The organism is Myroides sp. DW712 (genome assembly GCF_046557355.1).
Taxonomy (GTDB): Bacteria; Bacteroidota; Bacteroidia; order Flavobacteriales; family Flavobacteriaceae; genus Flavobacterium.
The window spans coordinates 33,203-49,575 of sequence record NZ_JBKFDO010000022.1 but is presented as its reverse complement, the minus strand read 5'-3'; the positions used below and the strand labels follow the sequence as shown (position 1 = coordinate 49,575).

Here is a 16,373-nt window from a genome sequence, read left to right as displayed (position 1 = left end):
ATGCGTAAATCGTGATGCGTGATGCGTGAACTTTCAACCGAGAACTGTCAACCGCCACCTACCTCCTCAAATCTACGTCTTTTAACGGAATTACTTTCGTTTTGTATTTTAGTTTATGGTAGAAGTAGAAGAACAGGAAAAATGGAATTCCCATATAGGTAATGAAGATACCTTTCCAATCAAAAATCCCTTCAAAAATCATTTTGCTATCTTGACCAATAATCACACAAAGGCAAAGAACAAAGGCAAAGATAGGGCCAAAAGGGAAAAGTTTGGCACGGTACACCAGTTGCTTAGGGTTATTTCCTTGTGTAACATAGGCACGTCTAAAGCGATAGTGACTAATTGCAATTCCCAACCAAGCGATAAATCCAGTTAAACCTGAGGCGGCGAGGATAAAATCAATGGCTTTTGGGGTAACGGATTGAATGATAAAAATAAGCAATACGACGCATGCCGTAGCTAGTAGAGCGAGGATAGGTACACCTTGGGCATTGGTACGCCCAAAAGAGCGATGCGCCATGCCGTCTTTCCCCATGGCGTACAACATACGAGTGGAGGCATACATCCCCGAATTTCCCGCAGAGAGAATGGAGGTGAGAATAACCGCATTCATCAAAGCAGCCGCAAAAGCCCAATGCGCTTTTTCAAAAACCAAAGTGAAAGGAGATTTAGCAACTTCCGTAATATCTGCGCCTAAAAGTTCTGGACTCGTGTAGGGAATAAGTAAGCCAATGACAAAAATAGAGAGTATGTAAAAGATTAGAATACGCCAAAATACTTGCTTGATAGCTTTGGGGATATTTTTCTCTGGATTTTCGGACTCTCCCGCTGTGATTCCGATAAGCTCAGTCCCTTGAAAAGAGAACCCCGCAATAAGAAATACACCTAAAACTGTTAGAAATTTGCCTGAAAATCCATCGCCAATAAAAGGAGCATCACCAGTTGTAAAGTTTTTGAAACCAATGTATTCACCGCCAAGAATACCGAAAATAGTCAAAAGTCCCACTCCTAAAAAGATAATCACAGTAATTACTTTGATAAAGGCAAACCAGTATTCAGATTCCCCATAGGCTTTGACTGATAAGGTATTTAATCCTAGTATAATACCAAAGAAGAGTAAGCTCCACGCCCAAGGGGGAAGAAAACTCAGCGGTTCCCAATAGGAAATAACCAAAGCTGCAATAGAAACATCGACCGCTACTGTAATAACCCAGTTAAACCAGTAGTTCCAACCTAAGGCATAACCCAACGAAGGATCAACAAAGCGAGAAGCATAGGTACTGAAGGAACCAGATACGGGTAAATAGGTAGCCATTTCACCCAAAGAGGTCATTAGAAAATAAACCATGATACCGATAGCAGCATAGGCTAATACTGCACCGCCTGGTCCTGCTTGGTGAATCGCCTCTCCACTGGCCATAAACAAACCTGTACCAATACAACCGCCAATGGCAATCATGGTTAAATGTCGGGCTTTGAGTTTGCGCTGCACGCTGGAAGTGCTGTTGTTTTGTTCTGTCATGCTTGGGTTCATTTCTAACAAATGTAAATATTAATCAACTTGAACGAAACTTTTTTCTGTGGATTATGTGAAAAAGATATGTAATAGCTGGATTTGCTTTCTATTTTATACGTTTTGGAGTAGCTATTCTTCCATATGGGAATTGTCGTAGGAGGAAATTCGTTGAGGGTTAGTTGAGGGGTAGTTGAGGGTTCGTTGAGGGTTCGTTGAGGGTTCGTTGAGGGGTAGTTGAGGGGTAGTTGAGGGTTAGTTGAGGGTTCGTTGAGGGTTAGTTGAGGGTTCGTTGAGGGTTCGTTGAGGGTTAGTTGAGGGTTCGTTGAGGGTTCGTTGAGGGTTAGTTGAGAGTTAGTTGAGGGTTCGTTGAGGGTTAGTTGGGGGATTCGCTAAAAACGATACTATTTCATCTCATATTTCCAAATCATATAAAAAAAAGAACTTCTGGTTTTCAGAAGTTCTTTTTTTTTATAGTTACAAAATAGTATGTTATACATAATGGGGGGGGGAAATCTCTCTTCTTTCATCCTAATCTTCCAATAAAAAATGCTTGAAATCCGCAAAGTTCAACGGGTGTACCCCGTGACCTACTGGATATTCTTTGTATTGGTGTTTGATTTGAAGTGCCGCTAAGATAGGTGATGTTTTTCGCGCCCAATCTATAGGGATAACTTGGTCCACTGTACCGTGAGAGGCAAACAAGCGCAAGTGACTAAAATCGTTTTGCTCGAATCCTTCTTTCATCAGGGGCGCATGGAAATAACCACTTAAGGCGACCACTTTATTAATCTTAGCTGGATAAGACAAGGCTATCGCATAGCTTAAAATTGCCCCTTGACTAAATCCAACGAGGTTGATATTGTCTGAATCGATGGCATATTTTGTTGCTAATTCATCGATGAATTTTACGATTAAATCGCGAGATTCAATCGCTTGTTGATCATCAGAAAACTTATTGGCATCCGCGTCAAAATGAATCGCATACCACGCATATCCATAAGGAGGAACAGGGTAGGGCGCTTGAGCTGATACAATATAGTAATCTTCTGGAAGCTCACTAGCAAAAGAAAACAGATCTTCTTCGTTACTCCCATAGCCGTGGAGTAAAAGGATTAAAGGGTTTTTATCCTTTTTTACCTTCGGTTCTTGAATCAAATAAGGGATTGATAATGTTGTTTCCATAATTATGCTGATAATTTGTCAAACCATTTTTGAAAATAACCACCTATACCTGGTAGTACGCGTATTTCTCCTTGAACAGAGCCCAAAAAGCTATAGAACCATAAGACAATAAAACAAATGTAAAAGGGAACAGTGGCAAAAAGAGAATCGATATTCCCTACAAAATAAGCAAATACATAAAACATCAAATGTAATCCAAAGGTTTGTTTGATGTAGAATCCAGTGTATTTGTTTTTAGGCTCAATATTCATAAAGATGACAATCATACAACCTAAAATAGTTAGGTGTGAAGCAAGTGCCATATTCTTTCCGCTTTCAATTTCTTTTGCCGTAAAGGTTTTAATCATAATACTTGAATAATATAAATTGTTTTTAGTTAACCTAAAAATTAAATGTTTGCTTGTCTTGGCGAATTACCCCATATACTTTTCCTTGCATTACACTACCTAAAAATGCTGAGTTTTTAGATTTAGATAAAATACTCTCTTTGGTAAAGGTCCAAGTTCCTTGCGTGGTAAATAAGCTGAGGTTTACTTCATTTCCTTCTGCAATAGAAACGGTAGGAAGACCGAAAATAGCGCGTCCAGCGGTTAATTTTGCCACGATTACGTCTAGAGGTAAAACAGTGTTTAAGGCAGCAAAAGCAGACTCTAATCCAATCGTTCCTGATGTAGCTAAATCAAATTCTAGTTTTTTATGCTCAATATCCAACGGAGTATGATCGGTAGTAATGCAGTCAATGGTATTGTCTAATATCCCTTCAAGTAAGGCTTGTCTTGTCGCTTCATCTCGCAGTGGAGGAGAAACTTTGTGACGGCTGTCGAATTCGTTTAATTTTACATCGGTTAACAACAGTTGGTGTACCGCAACACTACAAGTTACTTGTAATCCTTTTGCTTTGGCTTCACGGATTAATTCCACGGATTTCGCACTTGAAATTGTTGGGATGTGCATTTTTCCACCTGTGTATTCCAGTAAAAATAAGTTGCGAACCACTTGCAATTCTTCTGCTAAAGGAGGAATTCCCTTTAGTCCCAACGTAGTACTTGTAATTCCTTCGTGAACCACTCCTTTTCCTTTGACGCTCTTGTCTTGTGCAAAAGCCAGTACCAAGCCATCGAAATCTTGTACGTATTGTAAGGCGATTTTAAGCACATTGGCATTGTCGATTGGCTTTTTATAATCACCAAAGGCTATCGCACCTGCATTTTTCATATCATATAATTCCGCTAAATCCGTTCCTTCGCTTTTTACTGTTAAAGCGCCAATAGGGAAAGCTTCTGTCGTTTGTCCACTGGCTCTTTGCTTGATAAAGCTCACAATGCTCTGATTGTCAGTGATGGGATTGTTGTTCGACTCAATGGCTACTTGTGTAAAACCACTTCGTGCAGCTACTTCTAATCCGTGTGCCAAAGTTTCTCTCTCTTCATAGCCCGGTTCGCCAAAGGAAACCGATGTGTCAAACCACCCTGGAGAAACTTGTAAATCGTCCAATTGAATGACTGTAGCCTCAGCATCGATAATCGACGCCGCTATTTGTTCAATTTTTCCATCTTTAATGTGTAAATCAACCACTTGGTTGTGGAAAGGGCTTGTTGAATCTATGACTTTTGCAGATTTTAAAATGATATTCATTTTAGTGCGAAAATTAAAATTAGTTATGTGTAGTTACTTGGTACAAAAATACTTTTTATTTTTTGGTTTTGCGAGGAAGTATTCGAAGAAAAGCACAAAAAAAATACACCCCTTACTTGGGTGTATTTGTTTGTTTTTTGACTAATATTTTCGAATTCTCAAAGCATTCATTTAGCGCCTGATAGATTTGGAAATCAGTAGCCGTATAGATGAAGCGATCCGTTTGATTGCAATTCTTTAGTGTCTTAATTATATCTTCTTGTGTAATACCCAACAAACCACAAACAATTTCCCGGTCATAACGCGTTTGCATTAAGGCAATCATGTTCTGGTCTTCGCGAATGTTTTCCAGTTTCTTCAGCTCTTTCGCTTTACCCTTAAATAAATTGTAAACGGCATCTACGGGGCTAAAATAACTTCCCACAGCAATATTATACGTAGGTATGCCTCCTTGTCTGTGAAAGTTAATTTGAAGTTTATCGTTGAGTTCAATTAACTTGGTATCGACTTCGAGAATACCCGTTAAGTCGTATTTCTTAATGAAGATTTCGGCTAATTCAATGGATTGTTCTGTTAAATACAGTTTTAGGTTCTCATTGTTGAGCCAATCGTTGGTAACTTTTAGCTTGATGGGTAAATAACCTGGAAACGAGAAGTGAATAGAGTCGTTAAGATTGGCTGCTATGGCAAAAGATCCGTCTCTTTTGCTGACGGTTCCTTTTACCTGAGTGATGTTAATTACGTTTACGTCATCAACGGGTAAAAGTGATTTGTCATTGTAAATAGTTCCTTTTACTTGTGAAGCTTGACTCCAGGCTACAAAAGAGAATAGGCATGTAAATAAAAAAACTGTAAAATTTCTCATCATTTTTAAAATTGCTTAAAAATAGTAGATATTTTACAGTTTTATGTCTTATTTGAAAAAAATTAACAGATTAACTTCTTCTAGGTCTTCTTGGTGCGCTGCTGCTGTCACCACTTCTTCTAGAAGAGCTACGCTCATTACGAGGGCTTCTGTCGTTTCTGCTGTTATTTCTATCGTTTGAACGATTTCCGCGATCAGAACGGTTACTTGATGATCGTTCACCTCCTCTTCTGTCACTTCTTTCACCACGATCTCTGCGTTCAGAACGGAAACCACCGTCTCCACCACGTCCGCGTCTGTTGTGATCTCTTCTTCCTGCATTTCTACCGCCGTCGTTATTTGAAATTTCAACATTTACTCGGCGATCTTGGTACGTTTCGCTGTTTAAGACAGTCATAATCTTATCCGCGTGTTCAGCATCAGTATTAAAGAAAGAGAATCCTTCTTTTACATCCACTTTAAACAAATCATCGCGTCCTAAATCGAGCGTATCACGCAAGTAATCTTTCAAGCTCATCCAATCGAAACCATCTTTCGCTCCTAAGTTTAAGAAGAAACGAACCGCTCCATCGGTTGGAACTTCTTTTGATGATCTTCCTGCTGAGCCTACATTAGTTAAGCTGTTACCTGATTTTTGGTAGTATTCTAATAAGTGGTTAAACTCAACAGAAACTACTTTTTTGATTAATTCTTCCGTTGTTAAATCTTCCAATAACTCCATGATTGAAGGTAAGAAAGTATCAATTTCAGAACTAACGGCTACATTTTTAATGCGGTTAGCAATGTGGTACAACTGAATTTCGCAGATTTCAATTCCAGAAGGAATAGGTTTCTCTTCGAATTTCGTTTTCATGATACGCTCGATTTGAGAAATCTTACGCGCCTCACTTTTGGTGATGATCACCATAGAAACCCCTGATTTTCCAGCACGTCCTGTACGACCACTACGGTGGGTATAGGTTTCGATTTCATCTGGAAGTTGATAGTTTACTACGTGTGTAATATCGTCCACGTCAATACCACGAGCTGCAACGTCAGTTGCCACGAGCATTTGGATTTGTTTTCCTCTAAATGCTTTCATTACCGAATCACGTTGTGCTTGCGATAAATCCCCGTGTAAAGCTGCTGCGTTGTATCCGTCTTCGATTAACTTTTCAGCAATCGCTTGGGTATCTCTCTTGGTTCTACAGAAGATTACTGAGAAGATATTCGGATTGGCATCTGCTAAGCGTTTTAACGCTAAATAGCGGTCTCTTGCAGAAACTAAATAATACTCATGACTAACATTAGTAGAACCTTGGTTTTTGTGTCCAACTGTGATTTCAGCAGGATTAGACATAAACTCTCTTGCAATACTTGCTACTTCAGCAGGCATTGTAGCAGAGAATAACCAAGTACTTTTGTCTTCTGGTGTGTCAGCTAAAATTGAGGTGATGTCCTCATAAAACCCCATATTCAACATCTCATCTGCCTCATCTAACACGCAATATTCAATATGTTTGATGTCAACCATTCCACGGTTAATCATATCTTGCATTCTACCTGGTGTAGCTACAATAATATGCGCTCCGCGCTTGATTTCTCTTGCTTGCTCTGTAATACTCGCCCCACCGTATACAGCTACTGTATGAAGTCCTTTTACGTACTTAGAGTATTGTTTGATTTCATTTGCAATTTGCAAGCATAATTCACGTGTTGGCGATAAGATTAACGCCTGAGTGTGTTTTTTAGACAGGTCAATTTTCTGAATAAGCGGAAAACCAAATGCTGCGGTTTTCCCAGTCCCTGTTTGGGCTAACGCAACAATATCGGTATTTTTTTCTAATAATAAAGGAATTGCTTTTTCTTGGATCTCTGAAGGATTCTCAAATCCCAAATCATTAATTGCAGATAGTAGCAATTCATTTAGACCTAATAGTTCGAAATTGTTCATATAAAATTTAAAAATAGGCACAAAGGTACTACTATTCTTTTATTAAATATGAGTTTATCGCTATAAAAAAAATAAAAAAAATGATTTAGGTTGTCAAAATTGCCTTTTTTAGCATTTTTAAGAGCTAAAGGAATAAAAGATTGTGAATTATAAAAAAAGATATTCAACTGTCTGTTTGCTAAAGATAAAGTCAATAGATAAGGAATGAAATAAAAAAAACTCAAAGATAAAAAGGAGAATTAGTCAAAAGTACAGCAAATAAATAAACTTAATCCCTGGAAAAACGAGTTCGTGTTTTGAGAAGTTTTGTCAGGATGCTGATTTTAAATTATTTAGCTCCATTTAACTGTACTATCCTTACGACGACTCGCAGATAGAAGTAGTTGAGAGATAAAAAAAACAAGAGATGTGCTTTGTTTTTACAAAACTACTTGTAATTTTGTCCATGAAGTTTGAAAAAAAATGCACAAAATGTAGTTGTGCTACACCATTTTAAGATATCATAAAAATATTAGTGGGGACTAAATATATTATACTGAGTTCTTAAAAAAAACAGACCCTTCGATAGCCTCAAACTTCGTAAGCTATGGAAGGGTTTTTTTATGGTTTATCAGTTTACAGTTTACAGTTTATAGTTTACAGTTTATAGTTTATAGTTTATAGTTTACAGTTTACAGTTTATAGTTTACAGTTTATAGTTTACAGTTTACAGTTTATAGTTTATAGTTTATAGTTTACAGTTTATAGTTTACAGTTTATAGTTTGCGGTATAATCAAAAAAGCAAAAAAACAACTCACAAAAGCCAATCCTAATCCAGTAATTGCTCCATATTGCGATCAAAAATATTGACAAAAGCTTCTTGAATACTTCCGTCTTTATTCAAGATAATACTGCGTTGAATTTTGGTGATAATCCATTTATCTTTCAAATCATTAAAATCTGTGCAACGCAATTCGATTAAATTAGGATGTTTATAGTGTCGAACTAAGCTTTTCCATTCTTGATGCTCTCCATCAATACATACCGAAATTACTTGAATATGAGGGAGTTTTTCCAATAACTCCAAGGCTCTTTTATGGCTCGCTTCTGCATGGGCTAAGCCGTTCTTGGTCCAAACAAACATCAGTGTTTTCTTCTTAATTAATTTTTTGAAGTTTACATGTTGCCCCGCTAAGTCAACCAAATCAACTGTAGGTAGTCGATTTTCATACTTGAGGTTTTGAACCGCATTTTGAATTTTTATAATCTCTTGGTGTTGGGTAGTATCTGTAGAAAGTTTAAAATATGCCTCAAAAAATTTATCGTTGTTGTTTAGATTTTGATCCTCTAATAAATAAATGAGGGCAATATTATCTAAAATCGTGTTTTTTACTTTTTCGTTGCGAATCAGTGTATCCACGACATTGAGTTTGGTGATGTTTTTGTCAAATTTACTCTCCCTGTCAAAGTCGAAATCGGACTCCTCGCTAATAGAACTCAACATAATCGCTAAGTACTTCGTGAAGGAGGAGTAGCTAATTAATTTTTCGTTGTTAAAATCAACCTTGTCGCGAAAGGAGTAATAATCAGGAGGAAGTTGTTCGCGTATATCTTTTTTTGTTCGCACATAATGGGCAATAGGATAAATCTCCTTTTGGCTGTAAAAATGAAGATCTAGCTTCGTTTTGGCATACATGTCAAATTCAGATCCCCATCCAATAATAGCCTTACTTCTTAAATAATAAGTGGTACGCGCAGCATGCGTGGAATCAATAAAACGAGTGAATTGATCCACACCAAGGTCATAGTTCTCATACCGTGTTGCATCATCCACTAAGTTCTTAACTGTTAAATTCATCAAGAAGTTATTTTTCTCCGCTCCACGACCTGAAAAAATAATAGAATGGTCAAAGTCTCTTGAATTTAAACGCAAATGTAAACTGTCATTTTTATCAAAGTAAACGTATTGAAACTCCGGATTAATACGATAGATGTAAAGACCAGGACTAAGTGAATCAAATTTCTTCTCAAAACGGTGATTCTCATCTAAGTAAATAGTGTCTAGTAGGTCGTTATCTTTAAAGAAAAGAATATAATCGCTCGTTGGATTTTGTATTTCACCACTGAAATAAGCAGAATAGTCCGTTGCATCAAATTTCTTTTGGCAAGAAAATAATAGCGCAACTAATGGCAATAAGCCATAACGGATACTGGTATGTAAAAGGTTACTACACATTGTTTTGGGGAGTAATGCTAGTTAAAAATTGACGTCGATAGCAAAAGTAAGTTTTACGTATCTTTAAACTTGTTAATAGATGGTTAAAATAAGTAATTCAAAATTGAAATAAATAAGAGGGATTAAATCTCATATATATTTAGTAATTTTGCACAAATTAAATCAAACGAGAAATAATGTTAACAGTTTCAAATCTGTCAGTTCAGTTCGGTAAGCGAATTTTATTTGATGAAGTAAATGTAACCTTTACGCAGGGTAACTGCTATGGAATTATCGGTGCAAATGGTGCGGGTAAATCAACGTTTTTGAAAATTTTATCAGGGGAATTTGATCCTACATCTGGGCATGTGATTCTAGAACCAGGCAAACGTATGTCAGTGTTAAACCAGAACCACAATATGTTTGATGAACACACGGTTCTTGAAACAGTGATGATGGGAAACAAAGATCTATTTGCTGTTAAAAAAGAAATGGATGACCTGTACTTAAACTATACAGATGAGAATGCTGATCGCATTGGTGAACTTCAAATTCGCTTTGATGAAATGAATGGATGGAATGCCGAGTCAGATGCAGCAACAATGTTATCCAATTTAGGAATCTCTGAAGAATTCCATTATACACTAATGGGTGAAATGGATGCCAAGTTGAAAGTTCGTGTATTATTGGCACAAGCGTTGTTTGGAAACCCGGATGTATTAATCATGGATGAGCCGACCAACGACTTGGACTTTGAAACCATCGGTTGGTTAGAAAATTTCTTGGCAAATTATGAAAATACAGTGTTAGTGGTATCCCATGACCGTCACTTCCTGGATGCGGTTTGTACGCATGTGTCGGATATTGACTTTGGTAAAATCACACACTATTCGGGGAATTATACGTTCTGGTATGAGTCAAGCCAGCTAGCGGCAAAACAAAGAGCACAACAGAATAAGAAAGCAGAAGAGAAAAAAGCAGAATTAGAAGAGTTTATCCGTCGTTTTAGTGCGAACGTGGCGAAGTCAAAACAAGCTACTTCGCGTAAAAAGATGATTGATAAATTGAAATTAGACGATATTAAACCTTCTTCTCGTCGTTATCCAGCAATTATTTTTGATCAAGATAGAGAGGCAGGAGATCAAATCTTGAATATCACTGGATTAGCAAGTTCAATTGACGGAGAAGTGTTATTCAAAGATGTAGATTTGAATGTTGTAAAAGGGGATAAAATCGTGGTAATCTCTCGTGATTCACGTGCTACAACAGCGTTCTATGAAATTATTAACGATAACTTAAAGGCAGATGCTGGAAAAGTAGAGTGGGGAATTACAACTTCTCAATCGTACTTACCTGCTGACAACCACGCGTTTTTTGAAAATGACTTAACGCTAGTAGATTGGTTGCGTCAATGGGCAAAAACAGAAGAAGAAAGAGATGAAGTATATGTACGTGGATTCTTAGGAAAAATGATTTTCTCTGGGGAAGAAGCCTTGAAAACGGGTAGAGTATTATCAGGAGGAGAAAAAGTACGTTGCATGTTATCTCGTATGATGATGTTGAGAGCGAACGTATTGATGCTTGATGAACCAACAAACCACTTAGACTTGGAATCAATTACTGCCTTCAATAACTCTCTAAAAGGATTTAAGGGGACGGTATTATTCACCACTCACGATAAAGAATTTGCACAAACGGTAGGAACACGTATTTTAGAGTTAACGCCAAAAGGAGTCATCGATCGCTATATGACGTTTGAAGATTATTTGGATGATCCTAAAGTAAAAGAATTACGCGATAAAATGTACAGCTAATCGTTGGCTATTCAATAGTAAAATAGAAAACCAATCCTGCATAAGGGTTGGTTTTTTTTATTAGTTCAGATGACAATTGTTTAATGGAGCGCCTGTATTGAAAACATCAAATTCACGGGAGTGAAATTCGCGAGGAGCATCTTACAGTAAACGGTGGATCTGAGTGGGCAAAGACACCTGCAACAACAAGTATAAAAGCCTATTCTCCATGCTTCCTAGCAGTTGCGTCTCCCAAAACAACCACCAGTAACACGGAGAAACAGGCATAATTAGTCTGTACGCTTGCTAGATACTGTAGCATTGGCGTAAAATGAAAAAGTAATCTGTTTCTACTGACTCCATGTAGTACTGCCTTAGTGTCGTATAAAGTAAAGATTCATTTACGCTAGTTTGTCTGGCTATAAAACATCAAGTAGAGGAGGCCAAGGAGGCAGTTTATCTTTTTTTAGTTAATAGAATGAATAGTAACGGTATTAATTGGGTTCGATTTTTTTGTTTGACCTGCTCAAAACGTTTTGTTTCGAGCAGGATTCAAACAAACAAAAAACGAGATATGTATTTTCACACCCGTATTTTCCGTTAAACAGGTATAAGATTCGTCGGAACTACGGTAGTTAGCTCTGATGTGAAATAATAATCTCTGCGCGATTGATACAAAAATCAATGAAGTAGCAAAAGCGGTTATTAACTTTATAGGGTAAAAGCATGGCAATTAATCCAACGCTAAATGGAAAAAGAGATGCCTTTGATATGGTGAACTTAGCCGTGATGGGAGAGAAGCTAAGCGATAAGTCGTATCGATCGTTCAGCTTTTAGCTGAACGATCGCAGAACGTTCCTCTTCCTCCTTCAACTGATGTAATCGCTTTTTGGAAACGATGGATAAAATTTTTACTTTTAACGTGCAAAATTATATAAAATAAAAGTTCGCATCCAAGCGCGTATTCAGTTTAGTAGGATGGGAGGTGTGCTACAGGAAATTAAATTCTCCTGTTGAGCGAAATAGCGGAAACTATTTCGTCTCGTAACCAATAGGTTTGAAGTTTGCCAGTGTTCCTTAGCCCATTTAGGATTAGTGGCGTCTTTCATTCCCAGGAGGGTTGGTATAAACAACGTGCAAGCAATTGTCTAGTAAAAGTACTCTTACGCTATGCGTGTACCATTGTAAGGGATACTTCAGTATGCTTTTTTATTGCTTGTGATTTAGATGACCAAAACCAACCTGTATCAGTTATCGTTTTGCTAATGTACAAAAAAAAACAAAACTCGGAAGTATTTCCGAGAAAAAAAGTAAAAAAAAAATTCATGACCAATAAGAATAGAAAAATTGTAGAGTTCATTCGAGACGAATGGTTAGTTCAATATAGGAATAATAGTCAGTTTGCTCGTGATCATGGCATTGATGAAAAAATAGTGCGACTGATTAAGGATGATCCTAATTATACTATCAGTTTAACAACCCTGATTAAAATTTGCACGGCCAGAGGATTATCGCTCCATGATTTTTGTGGTTTAGCGGGAGTGTAGGCTTGCGATACATAATACGCATAAAAAAAGCCTTCCGTTTCGAAGGCTTTTATATTTATTTTCTTAAGTAAGTAACGGTAACAGGTAAATTAGCACCTCTCATATCAATATCGTATACTACTCTTAGTACTGTATCTGTGGCGTCTAGAATCGTTCTTTTTGTATGTCTAGGATCCTCACTGTCCCAAGTAATTATTTTATCGTTGTCGATGATTCCTTGAATGGCTGGTTGTACACCGCTATCTCTTTTAGTTTCCGTTAGCGTTGCTTTGTCCTTGGTTAATACCATGATGTCTTCAATCACAGCATCTGGACCAGGAAAATCTTTAAACTTGTGTTTACTTGGTTTATCAGCTCCTGGAAGGGTATAGGATAATTCGTCTGTTACCCAAGTTCCCGCATAATCGCTTTCATTGCGTTTTACGGTATTGTCATCACTTGAACAGCTACCAAATGCAAATGGCAAAGCCAAAAAAGCACAAATTGCTATTAATTTTTTCATGTTGTCGAGTTATTAAGTTATCTTTTGTTTTGGATTAAAAACCTTTCACGCTTTTGTTGTATAGGGCGTCTTTTTCTTCTGTGGTCAGGTTGCGTTTGTAGTCTAATAACGCCGATTCCCAATCGCCATACCCTGTGTTTGGTAACACAATAAATTTCTTACCAAACAACGCCTGGTTGTTTTTTACATTTTGTAAGCGTTCTGCTTGTGACTTCTTGTCAAAAGCAGCAGAAAAATCTGATAAATTATCCCCAAGAAGCATCACAATTTCATGTGTTTCACTTAGTTTTTGGCGTCTTGTTTCTTTGCTAGATTCTGTTGTGCGAACAATCACGTGTTGCTCATCAGCAAAAGGATAGTTGTATTTTTTGAGATTTTTCATTGTACCCGCTTTATCATTTTGGGTACGATTGGTAATATAGTATACCTCAATTCCCTTAGATGCTGCGTAATTGAAGAATTCTAAACTTCCTAGCAACGGCAGAGCTTCTCCTTTGGAAGTCCAGGCGTTCCAAGTCTCTTCACTAAATACTTTACCTTGACGTGCCATTTCTACAGCATAAGGAGAGTTATCTAAAAACGTTTCGTCAATATCCGTAACAATAGCCAAAGGTTTGTTATATTGTTGCGTTACAATTTCATCTACTCGTAACGTCGCTATATTGAAGGCTTGCGCAGCTAAGGCTTGATATTCAGCTGCGTTTTGTTGAAATACTGCCGCGTATAGTTTACCGTTTACTTCAATTTGGTGTAAAGGAGACTGAGTTGAAGTAACTTGACTTGAAGGGGTTGTTTTACAAGCTGATAAAACAACGAGTCCTGCAAGGAGGAACATTCTTTTTAACATATTCTAGTTTTACTGTTTATGATGCTACAAAAATACAACATAAAATTAGAATAGGAGGAATTATGCAGGATAAGCTCTTACGAGAATCAACAAAAAAACCTTTCTACACGAGGCAAAAAGGTTTTTATTTATAGTATAAGAAGGCTTACTCTTTGTATTCAGCCGCTTTCTCATCAAATAAGTCGTCTACAGACCAGTAGCGCTCACCTGTATCATAGTTAAACGTTAAAATCGTCGCTCCAGCTTCGATTTCAGGTAGTTTTTGAGCAATAGCTGCTAAGGAAGTTCCCGTTGAAATACCTGCTAAAATTCCTTCTTCTTTCGCAATGCGATTGGTATAGGTGAATGCCTCTTCTTTGTCAATGGTAATTACTCCGTCAAAAATAGCCGTATTGACTACTTTAGGAACAAAGCCCGCACCAATTCCTTGTAAGGGGTGAGGACCTGGTTGTCCGCCACTTAAAACAGGAGAGTTTTTCGGTTCAACTGCAAAAACTTTTAGGTTGGGAAATTTCTCTTTTAATACTTCTGCTACCCCTGTAATATGTCCTCCAGTTCCTACACCTGTAATTAAGTAATCAATTCCCTCCGGAAAATCGTTGATGATTTCCAAAGCCGTTGTTTTGCGGTGAACCTCTGGATTAGATAAATTGTTGAATTGTTGTGGTACCCAAGCATTGTCCATTTGCTCGGCAAGTTCCGTTGCTTTTGCTACAGATCCTGCTGTCCCTAATTCTCGAGGAGTTAAAACGAATTTCGCACCAAAGGCAGCCATCAGTTTTCGTCTTTCAATACTCATGGATTCGGGCATTACCAAAATTAACTGGTAGCCTTTAACGGCACAAACCATTGCTAATCCAACCCCTGTATTTCCAGACGTAGGCTCAATAATGGTTGTGTCTTTGTTGATGATGCCTTTTGCTTCCGCATCTTCTATCATCGCTAAGGCAATACGGTCTTTCAAACTTCCACCTGGATTTTGTTTTTCTAACTTAATCCATACATTGAGATGCTCTGGAAAAAGCTTATTAATCTTGACATGAGGGGTGCGTCCAATGGTGTCTAAAATGGTTTGTGCTTTCATAAAAAATATTTTTTTGCTTTTACGTTATATAATAAAATTGATTGGTTCGGGGTAATTGTCAGCATACTTTGAATACACCTTACTCTTGCTGTAAATAATGGAATGAGGAGCCACACTTTTGGTCAACCACACGTTTCCACCAATGACAGAATCGTGCCCAATAATGGTGTCTCCACCCAGTACAGTAGCCCCAGAATAGATTACTACATTATCTTCAATATAAGGATGTCGACGTGTATTTGCTTTGTCTTTTGAAACAGAAATAGCGCCTAAAGTAACGCCTTGGTATATTTTTACATTGGTACCAATAACACAGGTTTCTCCAATAACAATTCCTGTTCCGTGGTCAATACAAAAATGTGAACCTATACTTGCAGCAGGGTGAATGTCAATTCCCGTTTTATTGTGTGCGTATTCCGTCCAAATACGAGGCAACAAACGTACATTTTGTTGCTGTAATTGATGGGCAAAGCGATAAATAGCAATGGCATAAAATCCCGGATAAGCGATGTGTACTTCTTGTAGACAGGTAGCCGCAGGATCATTCTCTAAAATAGCCGTTGCATCCGTATTAAGTAGTTGATAAATATCGGGGAGAGCCTCAAAAAAATCATTGGCAATTTGATGAGAGCGATCTTCATTATTATTAATACTGAAGAGAATGGAAATCATTTCTTGCTTTAAGGTAAGTAAGCGAATGTTAATGGCTTCTTCAGAATGATATCGCTTATCTTCTAATTGAAATAAAAAATGAAAGAGCGTATCCGTAAACTGTTCCATTCTTTTTTTATCTAGAAAAGCATTGGTGCTTTCATTTTTGTACAGTAATTCTTGAATAAAATCCATTAGATATTAATAGTTAAGAAATGATTAATTTCGTGTTTGTTTGCATCGGTTAATTGAGTAGCTTTAGCAGGTAAATCACGTGCTCCCCAACAGGAAAGTGCTTCTAAAACCGGGCGAAGTGATTTGCCTTTCGGACTCAATTGGTACTCAATGAGCACTGGAGTTTCCGTAATAATACGTTCAATTAGGTTGAGTTGTTCCATCATTTTTAGCTCTGATGTCAACATCTTGCTACCAATTTTGGGTAAGTGCTGTTGCAAGGTAGAATAACGCGCTTTATCCAAGTGAAATAAAACCGTTACAATCGGAATTCTCCACTTACCACTAAGGGAATGGAGCGTATGTTGAATAGTATCGAGGTCTAAGGTTGTCATTTTAAGTTTCCTTTAAGGAAGTTACTTCCTTTATAGAAAGCTAATGTAAGC

General features: G+C 37.5%; 14 protein-coding genes. 2 read left to right on the top strand and 12 right to left on the bottom strand.

The genetic code is table 11. From position 1 onward, the window contains the following. Positions 1-58 precede the first annotated feature (58 nt). The 7 genes from ACLJX0_RS14475 to ACLJX0_RS14445 form a co-directional block, all read right to left on the bottom strand. Positions 59-1,525: an amino acid permease gene (locus tag ACLJX0_RS14475; RefSeq protein ID WP_410881426.1), complete on the bottom strand. Its 1,467-nt coding sequence runs from the start codon at positions 1,523-1,525 to the stop codon at positions 59-61. 522 nt (positions 1,526-2,047) lie between these two features. Beyond that, entirely contained in the window at positions 2,048-2,701 is a 654-nt protein-coding gene (locus ACLJX0_RS14470; RefSeq protein ID WP_410881424.1) for an alpha/beta hydrolase, read from the bottom strand. A gap of 2 nt (positions 2,702-2,703) precedes the next feature. Beyond that, the gene (locus tag ACLJX0_RS14465) at positions 2,704-3,048 is read right to left on the bottom strand and encodes a hypothetical protein (protein WP_410881422.1); all 345 of its coding nucleotides are present in this window, start codon (positions 3,046-3,048) and stop codon (positions 2,704-2,706) included. Between the two features lie 34 nt (positions 3,049-3,082). Next, a complete protein-coding gene (locus tag ACLJX0_RS14460; RefSeq protein WP_410881420.1) occupies positions 3,083-4,336 on the bottom strand; it encodes a dihydroorotase in 1,254 nt (417 codons plus the stop codon). Positions 4,337-4,448: 112 nt separating this feature from the next. Further along, positions 4,449-5,204 (bottom strand): carboxypeptidase-like regulatory domain-containing protein, encoded by a 756-nt coding sequence (locus ACLJX0_RS14455; RefSeq protein WP_410881418.1) that lies wholly within the window; start codon positions 5,202-5,204, stop codon positions 4,449-4,451. Positions 5,205-5,271: 67 nt separating this feature from the next. Continuing rightward, the gene (locus tag ACLJX0_RS14450) at positions 5,272-7,134 is read right to left on the bottom strand and encodes a DEAD/DEAH box helicase (protein WP_410881416.1); all 1,863 of its coding nucleotides are present in this window, start codon (positions 7,132-7,134) and stop codon (positions 5,272-5,274) included. An 809-nt stretch (positions 7,135-7,943) separates the two neighbouring features. Continuing rightward, the gene (locus tag ACLJX0_RS14445; protein WP_410881414.1) at positions 7,944-9,350 is read right to left on the bottom strand and encodes a hypothetical protein; all 1,407 of its coding nucleotides are present in this window, start codon (positions 9,348-9,350) and stop codon (positions 7,944-7,946) included. Between the two features lie 176 nt (positions 9,351-9,526). Here ACLJX0_RS14445 and ACLJX0_RS14440 point away from each other — a divergent pair, with 176 nt between their 5' ends. Both ACLJX0_RS14440 and ACLJX0_RS14435 read left to right on the top strand, forming a co-directional pair. Beyond that, complete coding sequence (locus ACLJX0_RS14440; RefSeq protein WP_410881412.1) at positions 9,527-11,143, top strand: ABC-F family ATP-binding cassette domain-containing protein; 1,617 nt, start codon at positions 9,527-9,529, stop codon at positions 11,141-11,143. A gap of 1,304 nt (positions 11,144-12,447) precedes the next feature. Then, positions 12,448-12,669 carry a helix-turn-helix domain-containing protein gene (locus ACLJX0_RS14435; RefSeq protein ID WP_410881410.1) on the top strand — a complete coding sequence of 74 codons (222 nt, stop codon included), beginning with the start codon at positions 12,448-12,450 and terminating at the stop codon, positions 12,667-12,669. 55 nt (positions 12,670-12,724) lie between these two features. On the opposite strand, the gene ACLJX0_RS14430 is transcribed toward ACLJX0_RS14435, so the two are convergent. The 5 genes from ACLJX0_RS14430 to ACLJX0_RS14410 form a co-directional block, all read right to left on the bottom strand. Continuing rightward, positions 12,725-13,171, bottom strand: a complete 447-nt coding sequence (locus ACLJX0_RS14430) for a hypothetical protein (protein ID WP_410881408.1) — start codon at positions 13,169-13,171, stop codon at positions 12,725-12,727. Between the two features lie 34 nt (positions 13,172-13,205). Continuing rightward, positions 13,206-14,018 carry a 5'-nucleotidase, lipoprotein e(P4) family gene (locus tag ACLJX0_RS14425; RefSeq protein ID WP_410881406.1) on the bottom strand — a complete coding sequence of 271 codons (813 nt, stop codon included), beginning with the start codon at positions 14,016-14,018 and terminating at the stop codon, positions 13,206-13,208. Positions 14,019-14,163: 145 nt separating this feature from the next. Next, positions 14,164-15,102, bottom strand: coding sequence for a cysteine synthase A (cysK, locus tag ACLJX0_RS14420; RefSeq protein WP_410881405.1), 939 nt, complete (start codon positions 15,100-15,102; stop codon positions 14,164-14,166). A 24-nt stretch (positions 15,103-15,126) separates the two neighbouring features. After that, the gene (locus ACLJX0_RS14415) at positions 15,127-15,948 is read right to left on the bottom strand and encodes a serine O-acetyltransferase (RefSeq protein ID WP_410881403.1); all 822 of its coding nucleotides are present in this window, start codon (positions 15,946-15,948) and stop codon (positions 15,127-15,129) included. Continuing rightward, positions 15,948-16,322 carry a winged helix-turn-helix transcriptional regulator gene (locus tag ACLJX0_RS14410; RefSeq protein WP_410881401.1) on the bottom strand — a complete coding sequence of 125 codons (375 nt, stop codon included), beginning with the start codon at positions 16,320-16,322 and terminating at the stop codon, positions 15,948-15,950. The genes ACLJX0_RS14415 and ACLJX0_RS14410 overlap by 1 nt, the downstream gene beginning before the upstream one ends. Positions 16,323-16,373: the final 51 nt, after the last annotated feature.

Excerpts from the sequence above, each read along its gene's own strand:
- ACLJX0_RS14475 (WP_410881426.1), bottom strand. The coding sequence starts at position 1,525 with ATGACAGAACAAAACAACAGCACTTCCAGCGTGCAGCGCAAACTCAAA.
- ACLJX0_RS14470 (WP_410881424.1), bottom strand. The coding sequence starts at position 2,701 with ATGGAAACAACATTATCAATCCCTTATTTGATTCAAGAACCGAAGGTA.
- ACLJX0_RS14465 (WP_410881422.1), bottom strand. The coding sequence starts at position 3,048 with ATGATTAAAACCTTTACGGCAAAAGAAATTGAAAGCGGAAAGAATATG.
- ACLJX0_RS14460 (WP_410881420.1), bottom strand. The coding sequence starts at position 4,336 with ATGAATATCATTTTAAAATCTGCAAAAGTCATAGATTCAACAAGCCCT.
- ACLJX0_RS14455 (WP_410881418.1), bottom strand. The coding sequence starts at position 5,204 with ATGATGAGAAATTTTACAGTTTTTTTATTTACATGCCTATTCTCTTTT.
- ACLJX0_RS14450 (WP_410881416.1), bottom strand. The coding sequence starts at position 7,134 with ATGAACAATTTCGAACTATTAGGTCTAAATGAATTGCTACTATCTGCA.
- ACLJX0_RS14445 (WP_410881414.1), bottom strand. The coding sequence starts at position 9,350 with ATGTGTAGTAACCTTTTACATACCAGTATCCGTTATGGCTTATTGCCA.
- ACLJX0_RS14440 (WP_410881412.1), top strand. The coding sequence starts at position 9,527 with ATGTTAACAGTTTCAAATCTGTCAGTTCAGTTCGGTAAGCGAATTTTA.
- ACLJX0_RS14435 (WP_410881410.1), top strand. The coding sequence starts at position 12,448 with ATGACCAATAAGAATAGAAAAATTGTAGAGTTCATTCGAGACGAATGG.
- ACLJX0_RS14430 (WP_410881408.1), bottom strand. The coding sequence starts at position 13,171 with ATGAAAAAATTAATAGCAATTTGTGCTTTTTTGGCTTTGCCATTTGCA.
- ACLJX0_RS14425 (WP_410881406.1), bottom strand. The coding sequence starts at position 14,018 with ATGTTAAAAAGAATGTTCCTCCTTGCAGGACTCGTTGTTTTATCAGCT.
- cysK (WP_410881405.1), bottom strand. The coding sequence starts at position 15,102 with ATGAAAGCACAAACCATTTTAGACACCATTGGACGCACCCCTCATGTC.
- ACLJX0_RS14415 (WP_410881403.1), bottom strand. The coding sequence starts at position 15,948 with ATGGATTTTATTCAAGAATTACTGTACAAAAATGAAAGCACCAATGCT.
- ACLJX0_RS14410 (WP_410881401.1), bottom strand. The coding sequence starts at position 16,322 with ATGACAACCTTAGACCTCGATACTATTCAACATACGCTCCATTCCCTT.